Source organism: Nocardia sp. NPDC088792 (genome assembly GCF_044750615.1).
In the GTDB taxonomy this organism is placed as follows: Bacteria; Actinomycetota; Actinomycetes; order Mycobacteriales; family Mycobacteriaceae; genus Nocardia.
Map to the genome: position 1 here is coordinate 332,897 of NZ_JBIVKC010000004.1, position 12,154 is coordinate 345,050.

Annotated in this window: 13 protein-coding genes; 5 read left to right on the forward strand and 8 right to left on the reverse strand. The window is 67.2% G+C overall.

Annotated elements, in window-relative coordinates:
- Nucleotides 1–50: 50 nt before the first annotated feature.
- The 3 genes from ACIP5Y_RS28040 to ACIP5Y_RS28050 form a co-directional block, all read right to left on the reverse strand.
- On the reverse strand, nucleotides 51–2,015 hold the full coding sequence (locus tag ACIP5Y_RS28040; protein WP_400354441.1) for a potassium transporter Kup: 1,965 nt from the start codon (nucleotides 2,013–2,015) through the stop codon (nucleotides 51–53).
- Nucleotides 2,016–2,037: 22 nt separating this feature from the next.
- A complete protein-coding gene (locus tag ACIP5Y_RS28045; RefSeq protein ID WP_400354443.1) occupies nucleotides 2,038–2,355 on the reverse strand; it encodes an STAS domain-containing protein in 318 nt (105 codons plus the stop codon).
- Between the two features lie 198 nt (nucleotides 2,356–2,553).
- On the reverse strand, nucleotides 2,554–2,823 hold the full coding sequence (locus ACIP5Y_RS28050) for a hypothetical protein (RefSeq protein ID WP_400354445.1): 270 nt from the start codon (nucleotides 2,821–2,823) through the stop codon (nucleotides 2,554–2,556).
- 243 nt (nucleotides 2,824–3,066) lie between these two features.
- Between ACIP5Y_RS28050 and ACIP5Y_RS28055 the strand changes: the two genes are divergently transcribed.
- Both ACIP5Y_RS28055 and ACIP5Y_RS28060 read left to right on the forward strand, forming a co-directional pair.
- The gene (locus tag ACIP5Y_RS28055; protein ID WP_400354447.1) at nucleotides 3,067–4,518 is read left to right on the forward strand and encodes an aminotransferase class V-fold PLP-dependent enzyme; all 1,452 of its coding nucleotides are present in this window, start codon (nucleotides 3,067–3,069) and stop codon (nucleotides 4,516–4,518) included.
- Between the two features lie 68 nt (nucleotides 4,519–4,586).
- A complete protein-coding gene (locus ACIP5Y_RS28060) occupies nucleotides 4,587–5,150 on the forward strand; it encodes a DUF4142 domain-containing protein (RefSeq protein WP_400354449.1) in 564 nt (187 codons plus the stop codon).
- On the opposite strand, the gene ACIP5Y_RS28065 is transcribed toward ACIP5Y_RS28060, so the two are convergent.
- Nucleotides 5,111–5,320 (reverse strand): hypothetical protein, encoded by a 210-nt coding sequence (locus ACIP5Y_RS28065; RefSeq protein WP_400354451.1) that lies wholly within the window; start codon nucleotides 5,318–5,320, stop codon nucleotides 5,111–5,113. The two genes, ACIP5Y_RS28060 and ACIP5Y_RS28065, sit on opposite strands and share 40 nt — an antisense overlap.
- Before the next feature lie 75 nt (nucleotides 5,321–5,395).
- Here ACIP5Y_RS28065 and ACIP5Y_RS28070 point away from each other — a divergent pair, with 75 nt between their 5' ends.
- Nucleotides 5,396–5,962, forward strand: coding sequence for an ArsR/SmtB family transcription factor (locus ACIP5Y_RS28070; RefSeq protein ID WP_400354453.1), 567 nt, complete (start codon nucleotides 5,396–5,398; stop codon nucleotides 5,960–5,962).
- 9 nt (nucleotides 5,963–5,971) lie between these two features.
- Here ACIP5Y_RS28070 and dgoD read toward each other — a convergent pair whose 3' ends face one another.
- The 3 genes from dgoD to ACIP5Y_RS28085 all read right to left on the reverse strand — a co-directional run bounded on the left by dgoD (nucleotide 5,972) and on the right by ACIP5Y_RS28085 (nucleotide 8,850).
- A complete protein-coding gene (gene dgoD, locus ACIP5Y_RS28075) occupies nucleotides 5,972–7,120 on the reverse strand; it encodes a galactonate dehydratase (protein WP_400354455.1) in 1,149 nt (382 codons plus the stop codon).
- 52 nt (nucleotides 7,121–7,172) lie between these two features.
- Entirely contained in the window at nucleotides 7,173–7,796 is a 624-nt protein-coding gene (locus tag ACIP5Y_RS28080) for a 2-dehydro-3-deoxy-6-phosphogalactonate aldolase (protein WP_400354457.1), read from the reverse strand.
- Nucleotides 7,797–7,860: 64 nt separating this feature from the next.
- Complete coding sequence (locus tag ACIP5Y_RS28085) at nucleotides 7,861–8,850, reverse strand: 2-dehydro-3-deoxygalactonokinase (RefSeq protein ID WP_400354459.1); 990 nt, start codon at nucleotides 8,848–8,850, stop codon at nucleotides 7,861–7,863.
- 66 nt (nucleotides 8,851–8,916) lie between these two features.
- On the opposite strand from ACIP5Y_RS28085, the gene ACIP5Y_RS28090 reads away from it, so the two are divergent.
- The gene (locus tag ACIP5Y_RS28090; protein WP_400354461.1) at nucleotides 8,917–9,684 is read left to right on the forward strand and encodes an IclR family transcriptional regulator; all 768 of its coding nucleotides are present in this window, start codon (nucleotides 8,917–8,919) and stop codon (nucleotides 9,682–9,684) included.
- 48 nt (nucleotides 9,685–9,732) lie between these two features.
- On the opposite strand, the gene ACIP5Y_RS28095 is transcribed toward ACIP5Y_RS28090, so the two are convergent.
- Nucleotides 9,733–10,944 carry a M20 family metallopeptidase gene (locus ACIP5Y_RS28095; RefSeq protein WP_400354463.1) on the reverse strand — a complete coding sequence of 404 codons (1,212 nt, stop codon included), beginning with the start codon at nucleotides 10,942–10,944 and terminating at the stop codon, nucleotides 9,733–9,735.
- 136 nt (nucleotides 10,945–11,080) lie between these two features.
- On the opposite strand from ACIP5Y_RS28095, the gene ACIP5Y_RS28100 reads away from it, so the two are divergent.
- Nucleotides 11,081–12,109: an Lrp/AsnC family transcriptional regulator gene (locus tag ACIP5Y_RS28100; protein ID WP_400354465.1), complete on the forward strand. Its 1,029-nt coding sequence runs from the start codon at nucleotides 11,081–11,083 to the stop codon at nucleotides 12,107–12,109.
- Nucleotides 12,110–12,154: the final 45 nt, after the last annotated feature.

A 12,154-nucleotide genomic window follows, 5' to 3' on the forward strand; every position in this document is an offset into this window, starting at 1 on the left:
GAGCGATGTACCCATTGCCACTCGCCAGCGGTATACCCAGGATCGGACTTCTACACCTGAATCTGCGATCCCATGATGATGGTTCGATCCCGGGGCAGGCCGAAATACGAGGCGGCATCGGCGGTGAGATACGAAGCGGCGATGAAAAGCTGTTTACGCCAAGGCATCATCGTCGGCGCCGGGCCGCGGCGGAGTTCGATCGTGGAGAGAAAATACGACGCCCGGTCCAGATCCAGCGGCCCGTCGGTGGCCGCCGGATCCACCATCGCCAGCGCTTGCGGAATATTCGGCGTCTCCATATAGCCGTAGCGGGCCGTGACATGGGTGATGCCGTCCTCGGCAGGGCCCAGATGCTCGACCGACAGGCGCTCGCCGTCGGGGATGCGGGGCACGGGCTCGACCTCGACCGACATGATCACGATGTGTTCGTGGCGCACGTGATTGCGTTCCACATTGGCGCGCAAGGCGAGTGGCGCCGTGTCCTTGCCGCGATTGAGGAAAACCGCGGTGCCGGGCACGGATACGGTGGGCGGGGTGCCGGTGGCGAGTTCGTCGATGAACTGATGCAGCGGCCCTTCCCGGCGGATCCGCTCGGCGGTGACGATCTGGCGGCCGCGCTGCCAGGTGGTCATGACGGCGAACACGGTCAAGCCGATCAGCAACGGCAGCCAGGCGCCGTGCACGAGCTTGGTGATATTCGCGGCCACGAACAGCAGATCCACCCCGAGCAGCGGAATCGCACCCGCCGCGATAAGCCAGCGCGGAATGTTCCAGCGCCGCCGCGCGACATAGAAGAACAACAGGGTGGAAATGGTGATGGTCCCGGTCACGGCCATACCGAAAGCGAAGGCCAGCGCGGCCGAGCTGCGGAAGGCGAATACCAGCGTGAGCACCGAAACCATCAGCAGCCAGTTGATCCACGGCACATAGATCTGCCCGATCGCCGACTCCGAGGTGTGCGCGATCCGCAAACGCGGCAGATACCCCAACTGCGCCGCTTGCGACGCAACCGAATACGCGCCGGTGATCACCGCCTGCGAGGCGATCACCGTGGCCAGCGTGGCCAGCAGCACCACCGGCACCCGCGCCCAGTCCGGCGCGAGCAGGAAGAAGGGGCTACTGGCATGCGCCGGATCTTCGAGAATCAGTGCGCCCTGCCCGAAGTAGTTGAGCACGCAGGCCGGGAACACCAGCCACAACCACGCCCGGGTGATCGACCGCCGGCCGAAATGCCCCATATCGGCATACAGTGCCTCGGCGCCGGTGACCGCCAGCACGATCGCCGCCAGCGCGAAGAAGGCCGTGCCGAAATGACCGGCGAGAAAGCCGAGCGCATAGGTCGGCGACAGCGCCTCGAGAATCCGCGGATGCCTTGCTATGCCCCCGATTCCACACGCGCCGATCGTGCTGAACCACACGATCATGACGGGACCGAACATCCGGCCCACGGCCGCCGTGCCACGCCGCTGCACCAGGAACAACGCAATGATGATCACCGCGGTGATGGGGACGACGAGATCCTTCAGCGACGGCTGAATGACCTTGACGCCCTCCACCGCCGACAGTACCGAGATGGCCGGGGTGATCATGCTGTCGCCGAAGAACAGTGACGCCCCGAAGATTCCGAGCGCCGCCAGTATCGCCGCGGTGCGCCGCCCGCCCACCGAACTCCATCGGCGCACCAGCGTGATCAGGGCCATGATCCCGCCCTCGCCGTCATTGTCGGCGCGCATGGCCAGCAGCACGTAGGTGACGGTCACGATGATCATGACCGACCAGAACACCAGCGAGACAACGCCGTACACATTCTCCGAGCTGACGCGCACCGGATGCGGATCACCGGGATCGAACACGGTCTGCAAGGTGTAGATCGGGCTGGTGCCGATATCGCCGAACACCACCCCCAGCGCCCCCACGACCAGTCCCCAGCGCACGGTGTCGTGCACACCGGACTTCCCGCCCCGGTCGACGACGAACGCGGGGCCGCCGCCGACCGTCCCCTTCACCTCTGACATACCGCTCCTCAGCCGGTCCGAATCACTGGGCCGGAATATCGGACAGCGCTCGGATACCGGCTAATTCGAGCACACGCTCGATCTCGGGGCGACCGGCGAGCACGGTGATCTCGATCTTGCCGCGCACCGCGGTGTCCACGATCTCGGCCAGGGCCCACGCATTGCGCAGACTGAGGAAGCGCGCCCGGCGCAGATCGACGACGACGGACGGACCGGCGGCCAGCGCGAACGACAGTGCGGTGCGGAATGCCCGCAGCGACCCGAAATCGAGCTCGCCGTCCGCCTGGACGATCACGCAATCGTGCCCCACCTGATGGTGCGCAATGGAAATCGCTGACATGGCAAACCTCCCGAAGGGGGTGTCCGGTGCGGTCGGCAGTACGAATTCGGGAGCGCCAGAACACCTGCCCGAACCGTGGAAAACGGCGCGCCGGACCGAGGGGCGGCTGGAGTCTCAACCTGGCCTCAGTCTGCCACGCACTCGGTGCGACGGCCAGGTCGGCCGCGCGGGCGCCGAGCCGGGCGCATCGCACCGCGGCTACAGCTCCGGGGAAAGGCCGAGGGCGGCCGCGAAACGCGAATACTCCTCATCCGGCACGCACAGTTCCCACCCGGCCGTGCGCGGCGCGGCGGCCGGCCAGCAGGCCGCGGGCACCACCACGGCGGGTTCGCGGCGTCGCAGATAGGCGGACCCGATGCTGGGCAGATATTCCAGCGCGGCATCCCAATCGATTGCCCGGTCGATTCCCCGGACTTCGGCATCGCTCTCGGCGGCCACCACCACTGTGCAAGGCTTTCGAAGACTCATCCCGTTCAATCCGGACACCCCCGGGCTGCCGCAGGTACGAAACAGATGCCATGTGCAACATTCAGTCTATTGCGATACCCACAGCGCCACAGCATTTTTCGACGAACCGCAGCAAGCCGGAGAAATCCTGGCCCCGGCGGCGGAGACGGACTATCGTGGACAAATGGCATCGTTCTACGTCGTTGTAACCCAACGACTTTGCGGGCCAGGCACGACCGCGGGCCTTCGGATAGTGTCGATCCGATGAGCGGTGGATCGGTGGATGAGCGTGCGGCGGCATTCTCGGCGTTCCTGGACGGCTGGCACGGATACACGGCCACCGCCGAGCTGGATGTGCTGCGGGCCAGGGAGTTCCAGCGCCTGGACGCCACCGGGCAGGTCTATCTCGACTACACCGGCGGCGGGTTGTACGCCGAGTCGCAGTTGAACGATCATCTGCGGCTGTTGCGTGACAATACCTTCGGCAATCCGCATTCCGAGAGTCCCGCCTCGCGGGCGGCCACCGAACTCACCGAGCGGGCGCGGGCAGCGGTGCTGGATTTCTTCCATGCCGCCCCCGAGGAATACCGGGTGGTCTTCACCCCGAATGCGACCGGGGCGCTCAAACTTGTCGGCGAGTCCTATCCGTTCACACCGGATGGGCGATTCACGCTGACCTATGACAATCACAACTCGGTCAACGGTATTCGCGAGTATGCCCGCGCCGCCGGAACCGCGGCCGCGTATGTGCCGGTCACCGCGCCCGAGTTGCGGGTGGACGAGACCGAACTGCACGCGGCATTGGCCACGGAGGCGGCGGGACCGAAACTGTTCGCCTATCCGGCCCAATCGAATTTCTCGGGTGTGCAGCATCCGCTGGAGTGGATCGCGCAGGCGCAGGCGCAGGGCTGGGATGTCCTGCTCGACGCCGCGGCCTACGTACCCACCAACCGGCTCGACCTGGATCGGTGGCGGCCGGATTTCGTGGCGGTGTCGTTCTACAAGATGTTCGGCTACCCCACCGGGATCGGCTGCCTGCTGGCCCGGCACACCGCGCTGGCGAAGCTGCGCCGGCCCTGGTTCGCCGGCGGCAGCATCTGGGCGGTGTCGGTGGAGAGCGAGCGGGTCTTCCGGCCCGACGGCGAAGCGGCCTTCGAGGACGGCACCATCGACTACCTCGGCCTGCCGGCCATCGAGCTGGGGCTGCGGCAGTTGCAGCGCACCGGAATGGAGCTGATCCATACCCGGGTGCAGTGCCTGACCGAATGGCTGCTCACCCGCCTCACCGCCCTGCGGCACCGCAATGGGACGCCGCTGACCAGGCTCTACGGGCCCGCGAACGGGAACCGGCGCGGAGGCACGATCTCGCTGAACTTCCTCGACCCGGCGGGCTGCGTGATCGATGAACGCCGTGTCGAGCACCGGGCCCGGACCTGGCGGATCTCGCTGCGCACGGGATGCTTCTGCAATCCGGGTGCGGGGCAGGTCGCGCTCGGGATCGACAAGGCGACGATCACCGCGAATTTCGACCGCACGCAGCGACCCGATTACGACCGGTTCCTGCGCGATATGGGCATGACAACCGGTGGCGCGGTACGGGTTTCGCTGGGTCTGGCGACGACCTTCGACGATGTGTATCGCTTTCTCGGTTTCGCAGAAACGTTCCGCGACAACGCTTCCGACGTCTCGGGCCTGCCGCCGCGCCGGCACTGCTGACGCGCATAATGGATGGGCCGGTAGCCACCCCGGCTGCCTGCGTAGAGCTCGAGAGAGTGGGTACGAACGTGACCACGAAATTCTTCTCGGCCACAGCGACCATCGGGGCGTCATTCATCGTGATCGCTGCCCTCGCCGGATGCAGTTCGAACAGTAATTCCGCAAGTTCCACCACGACCTCGTCGGCCGCCGCCGACAGCACCTCACCGGCCGCGAAATGGCTGACGGCCGTCCACGAAGACGATCTGGCCGAACAACAAGCCGGCGCCCTCGCGCAGAAAACCGGTTCCACCCAACCGGTCCGCGATACCGGCGCCATGCTGGTCTCCGACCATGCCCTCATCGACGCCGGCATCACCATGCTGGCCAAGCAGCACAATGTCCCCCTCCCCACCCAACTGAACGACACCCTGACCGCCGAAATGACCAAGCTCAACGGACTTCAGGGCGCGGCCTTCGACAAGGAATTCGTCACCTTCTTCATCGCGGGACACCAAGGCGCGGTCAAGGCCACGCAGGGCGAAATCACCACTGCCGACCAGCCTGCCGACGTCGTCGCCTACGCCAAGGTCGTCCTCCCGGTCATCCAGCGTCACCTCAACGATCTGGAGATGGACAACACCGCCCACTGACTACAGAACAAAGCGAGCAGGAGTTCGCCGGTGCCGGAGCACGCGGCTTCCACGGAGTCCGGTCCGATGGCGGCGAGGGTCAGGTCGTAGCAGCCGCTGAGCAGGGCGGCCGATCCGATCGTCACGGGCAGCCACGAAATCCGGTGTATGACGGTTCGTTTCGGTCGCATGGGAACCAACGTACGATTGCCTACAGATTTCTGCAAACATTTCTTTGCAGAGATGCCTCTGCTAATGTGGGGCACATGTCTAAACGCGCCGTCGAGCCTCAGACCAGCGTCGAACGCACAGCGCTGTACCGGACGCTGGCCCATCCCCTGCGGGGGCGGATCCTGCAGCATCTGGGCGCGAATGCCGAAGCGAACTCGACGACATTGGCCGGTCTCCTCGGCGAGAGCACCGGCACGACCAGCTACCACCTGCGCAAGCTCGCCGAGTCCAAGCTCATCGAGGAGATCCCGGAGAAGTCACAGGGCCGCGAAAGGTGGTGGCGGGCAATACCGTTCAGCCACACCATGCCGGATCCGGCCAGCATGCAGCCCGAGGAATACGCCGCCGCGAAACAACTCGCCGAACTGAAGATCAACGCCGATATCGACCGATACGTCCGCGCCAACCAGGAGTGGACCGGGCCCGACGGCTGGGCGCAGGTGCAGCGGCACGGCACCTATATGACCCATGAGGAGCTGCTCGCCTTCATGGACGAGTACATGGCACTACTGGAGAAGTACGGCCACCCACTGCGCACCGATGCCCCGGACGGCGCCCGCCCCATGGCAATCCGCCTTTTCGCCGTGCCCGACGAACAATGATTGCTCCGGTCACCACTCCGCGAACGAGCCGTCGGCGTGCCGCCAGATCGGATTGCGCCAGCGATGGCCCTCGGCGGCGCGTTCCGCCAGGTACTCCTCGTTGATCTCGATGCCGAGGCCGGGTCCGGACGGAATCGCGACCTGGCCGTCGGCGTAGGTGAACACGCTCGGATCGACGAGGTAGTCGAGCAGGTCGTTGCTGGTGTTGTAGTGGATGCCCAGGCTCTGTTCCTGGATGGTGGCGTTGTAGCAGCCGGCGTCGATCTGCAGGCAGGTGGCGAGGGCGATCGGCCCGAGTGGGCAGTGCAGCGCGAGTCCGATGTCGTAGGCCTCGGCCATGTGGGCGATCTTGCGGGTTTCGGTGATACCGCCGGCATGGGAGGGGTCGGGCTGGATGATGTCGACCGCGCCCGAGGTGATGATGTCCTTGAAATCCCAGCGCGAGAACAGCCTTTCGCCGAGTGCGATGGGAATCGGGCTCTGGCGCAGCACATCCAGGCAGCTGTCCACATGTTCGGAGAGCACCGGTTCCTCGACGAACATCAGCCGGTACGGTTCCAGTTCCCGCAGTAGCACTTTCGCCATCGGCTTGTGTACGCGACCGTGGAAGTCCACGCCGATCCCGATATCCGGCCCGACCGCGTCCCGCACCGCCGCGACGTTCTGCACGCAGCGGTCGATCTTGTCGAAGGAATCCAGGTACTGCAGTTCATCGGTGCCGTTCATCTTCACGGCCGTGAAGCCGCGGTCGACCACCTCGCGGGCCGCCTTCGCGGTATCGGCGGGGCGGTCGCCGCCGATCCAGGAGTACACCTTCATACGGTCGCGCACGCGGCCGCCGAGCAGTTCGTGCACGGGCACGCCGAAGCTCTTGCCCTTGATGTCCCACAGCGCCTGGTCGATGCCGGCCAGGGCGCTCATGTGAATGCCGCCGCCGCGGTAGAAGCCGCCGCGGTACAGCACCGTCCACAAGTCCTCGATCCGCATCGGATCCTGCCCGATCAGGTAGTCGGACAGCTCCTCGACGGCGGCCGCCACGGTGGCCGCGCGTCCCTCGAGCACCGGTTCGCCCCAGCCGACGAGGCCGGTGTCGGTCTCGATGCGCAGGAACAGCCAGCGCGGCGGGACGGGAAAGGTCTTGACGGACGTGATCTTCACTGATTCCTCCTGTACGGCTGGCCGCGACGGCGCCCGGCGATGAATACGGGGGTCAGGCCGTGACGGATGACCAAGCGGCGCAGAGCTTCCGGGCCCGCGCGCGGACGGCGTCGGCGCTGTCGCCGGGGCGGTACACGCTGGTGCCGACGCCGGCCCCGCCCGCGCCAGCGGCGGCCCACGCGCCGATATTGTCCTCATCGATGCCCCCGACCGGCAGCAGCTCGACCTCGGCCGGTAACACCGCGCGCAGGGCCCGCATGCCGGTGATCCCCAGCAGATGGGACGGGAACAACTTGAGACTACGAGCACCGGCGCGAATGGCGGCGAAGGCCTCGGTCGGTGTCGCCACCCCGGGGTACGGGCGCAGGCCGCGTTCGATCGCCGCGGTGATGACCTCGATATGGGTATCGGGCGACACGATGATGCGGGCCCCGGCGGTGTGCGCCCGGGCGACATCGTCGGCGTTCAGGACCGTACCGGCGCCGACGACGCAGACCTCGCCGATGGCGGCGGCCAATCGCTCGATGGAGTGGAAGGGCTGCGGTGAGTTCAGCGGCACCTCGACGGCGCCGAAACCCTCTTCCGCCAGTACGGTTCCGATCGCGGCGACCTCGTCGGGTGTGATGCCGCGCAGGATGGCCACCAGCCCGGAGGAGGTGGTCGCGGTGTCGGTCATGGCGTGCTCCTTCATGATTGCTGTGCCCGTGTCGAGTGCACCGATTGTCCAGTGCACCGAGCATTCATTGCGTCGCTCCGACCAGACCGGCGGTGCGGGCGATCGTCCAGAGTCCTTGTGCGGCAGCATCTTCACCGACGATCTCGGCGTCGATATCGTGCCGCACGAGTGCGGCAGCATACCGCCGGCACAACTCCGCATTGCCGCACAGGGTGATTCGCCCCGGCTCGCGATAGTGCGGCAGCAACCGGCACACCTCGTCGCCGATGATCACGCCGGACACGTAATCCGGTAGCGCGGACGATGCGAGCGCTCCCGCGAGAACCAGTACCCGCGCACCGAAGAGCTCGGCGGCGAGCCCGCGTGCCGCCGGCGCCGAGCTCGCGGCCAACCCGCGGGCGAAGGCCGTGTCATCATGTTCCGGCGCGGTAGCGGTGTGGGCGAGGATGCCGTGTTCGGTGACGAGCGCGTACAGCTCGCCGGACATGGCCGTGGTGAAGCCGGTGACCTCGCGGTCGTGGATGCGCAGCCATTTGCTGTGCGTCCCGGGCAGCACGAGGGTTTGTGTGGCAGCCGGATCGGGCAGCTGCGCGAGGATGCCGATGGCCTGGGTCTCCTCGCCACGCAGCACATCGCCGGGGAGCATGCGGGCGGGATCCTGGGCGACCCGCAGTCCGGGTACCAAGTGCAGCACGCCTTCTCGGTGACGCACGGGTGTGAGGTCGTCGGCACGGAAGGTCAGCGGGCTCGGCACGGTGCGATATTCGGCTTCCTGCCAGCCGCGCGCGCTGCCCACCATGCCGCAGGCGATCGCGGGCAGGCCGGGGTGCGCTCGCAGCCAGTCGCCGACCAGCGCCAGGAAGGCCGCTTCGTGGCCGCGCGCCCGTGCGGCGGAATCGGTCAGGTCGATACCGGCCGAGGTGCTGAGCAGTCCGGCGCCGGACCGGCGAGCCTCGAGTACGCGGCCGTCGGCGCCGAGCAGCCAGGCCCGTTGCGAGGACGTACCCCAGTCGAGCGCTATCAGGCACGGTTCCGGGGCCGGGTGCTGAGTCACGCCACCACTATGTTCGGGGCATCCCAAAATTACTAACGTGTTCCCTATATCTGGGACACTCGGGTGGTGACCGCCTCTCCGACCGACATTCCCCCCGGTACCCAGACGCTGGCCCGCGGGCTGGCGGTGATCCGTGCCGTCGCCGATGGCGCGCACGATCTGCGGGCGGTGGTGGAACGCACCGGTCTGGGCCGCAGTACCGCGCATCGGCTGATCCAGCTGCTCGTGCACGAGGGTTATCTGCGCAGCGGTCATCGCGGCTACACGCTGGGCCCGGCGCTCATCGAGCTCGGATTCAAGGCGCTGCACGGTAATCCGCTGCCGGTGGTGGCCCGGCCGATCCTCGAGGAGCTGTCGGCGAAGGTGCTCGATACGGTCCACTTGGCGGTCGAGGACGACGGATCGGTCCTTTACCTCGACAAGCTGTCCGGGTCCCGGGGCGCGGAAATGCGATCCCGCGTCGGCTATCGCATGCCGCTCACGCGCGCGGGCGTGGGCAAGGCCCTGCTGCTGGATTCCGCCCCGCGCTGGGCGGCGCTGTTCGCGGCCGACAATGCGCGGGCCGCCGATGGAAAGGGCGGCGACGCAACGGAATTCCTCGCCCGCATGACGGAGTACAGCCGGATCGGCGCGAGCCTGGATCTGGAGGACAACGAGCCGGGCATCCGCTGCGTCGCGGCCCCGATCCGCGATGCCTCACGAAATATAGTGGGCGCCATCAGCGTTTCGGCGACCACGCCCTATATGCCGGCCGAGCGCATGCGCGGCCTGATCCCGGTGGTGCGGCAGGCGGCGGGACGAATCTCGACCGATCTCGGCTATCGCGAGAACTGACCGAACGCCGTGACCCCCAGTCGTTTTCGAGAGTTCCGCCGTGCCGCGCTACGCCACCTCGGAGGGATGGTCCTGCTCCACCGCGAGGCGCCGCATCGCCAGTTCGGCGTACAACGCCGCACCGTCGGCCAGTACCGACTCGTCGAATACCGCGTGCGGTGAGTGATTCGCCGGTGCGCGTTCGGGTTCCGATCCGGCCGGCGCCGCGCCCAGCAGGAGCATGACGCCCGGGACCTCGTCGAGCACACGGGAGAAGTCCTCGGAACCGGCGATCGGGTTCGGCGCCCACCGGTAGCGCTCCGCGCCGTGCAGTTCGGCGACGGTGGCCGCGGCGAACTCGGCCTCGCGCGCATCGTTCACCGTGACCGGATACAGCTCCTCGTAGTCGATGTCGGCGGTCAGCCCGTGCGCCTCGGCCAGACCGCGCACCAGGCGCACGATGCCGTCCTTGATGCGGGCATGCGCCACAGCCGAATACGAGCGCACGGTCGCCTCGAAGTGGACCTCGTCGGGGATGACATTGTGGGTGGTGCCGCCGTGGATGGATCCCACGGTGATCACCACCGGATCGTGGATGTCGAAGCCGCGCGTCACCAGAGTCTGTAGTGCGACGACCATTTCGCAGGCGGCGGGGATGGGGTCCTTGGCCAGATGCGGCATGGAACCGTGCCCGCCCGCACCGCGCACCATGACCCGCACATTGTCGGAGGCCGCGAGGCAGGGTCCGCGGCGGGTGCTGAACAGCCCGGTCGGGGCCATGCTCATGACGTGCAGCGCGTAGGCGGCGATCACCCGGTCGCCCGCGGCGTCGAGCACGCCCTCGCCGATCATGTGCCGCGCACCGTCGTAGCCCTCCTCCCCCGGCTGGAACATGAACACCACATCGCCGGCGAGCCGGTCGCGGTGCGCGCTCAGCAGCCGGGCCGCACCGGCCAGCATGCTGGTGTGCATATCGTGGCCGCAGGCGTGCATCCGATCACCGTGTGCGGCGAAGTCCAGGCCGCTGCGCTCGGCCACCGGTAGCGCGTCCATATCCCCGCGTAGTAGCACCGACGGACCCGGCCGGGCCCCGCGCAGCACCGCGGTCACCGAGGACAGCGATGAGCCGAGGCTGATCTCCAGGCCCAGTCCGTCGATGGCGGTCAGGACCTTCTCCTGGGTCAAGGGCAGGGTGAGACCCAGCTCCGGTTCCAGGTGCAGACTCCGCCGCAAGGTGACCAGCTCGCCCTGTAGCTCCTGTGCGTCATCGCGAACCGACATCAGGGTTCTCCTCTTTCCTTGCGGCAGTGACCAGATCGCCTTTCGGGCAGACGAGCGAACGGCCCGATTCGGATGTTAGATTGCCGTGGCAATCAGACAGCCATCGCTGCACATATCAGTCAGAACTTGGAGAAGGATGCAGCATCCGCTCGAAATCGATGATCTGGAGCTGAAACTGATCAACGGCCTGCAGATCGATCCGCGCGCGTCCTGGAGCCTGCTCGGCAGTGTGCTCGGCATCGACCCGGCCACCGTGGCCCGGCGCTGGAATCAGCTGCAGGCCGACGGCCGCGCCTGGATCGCGGTCTACCCGGGGCCGGCCTCGCTCGCGTCCCTGGTGCTGGCCTTCATCGAAGTGGGTTGCGCCGCAGGCGAAGCGCACCGGGTCGCGCAGCGACTCTGCGCCGAACCCGGTGTCGGCACCATCGAACACATCACCGGAGAGGGTGATCTGCTGCTGACGGTCGTCCTGCACGACCTGGCCGAGTTGTCGTCCTACGTGCTGACCTCGCTGGGCACCACGCCCGGCGTGCAGAGTTGCCGCACGCATGTCGTGACCTCGGTCCTCACCGAGGGCAGCCGCTGGCAGTTGCGTGTCCTCGATGCCGCCCAGCAGGAACGCATTCACGCCTTCGTCCCCCGGACCGCCCACGGCACGACGCCTGTCCCCCGCCCCGATACCGACTTCCTGACCGCGCTCGAGCTCGACGGCCGCGCGAGTTCCACCGAACTCGCCGAGCGCACCGGCGGCAGCGCCAGCACCATGCGCCGCCGTCTCGGCACCGCCCTGTCGAGTGGTCAGGTGACCATGCGTTGCGAAGTGGCGCAATCACTCTCGGGCTGGCCGGTCAGCGCTTCGCTCTGGTGCCGGGTGCGCCCCGAACGCCTCGACGCCATCGCCAGGCAACTCGCCACCCTCCCGGAAACCCGCCTCTGCTGCGCGGTCACCGGTGGCCGCCCCAATATGCTGATCTCCGTCTGGCTGCGTTCGGTCGCCGATATCAACCGCCTGCAGGCCGCCCTCGCCGAACGCGTCCCCGACGTCGAAATCCTCGATGTCGCCTTGGCACTGAGCCATGTCAAGCGCCTCGGGCGCGTCCTGGACGACCGAGGCCGCGCGACCACGATCGTCCCGATAGGCATATGGCCCTCGACCGCACCGTGATTCGCGCGGACTACGATGTAAGCGGCGGAGCGCTTGCGAATGCGA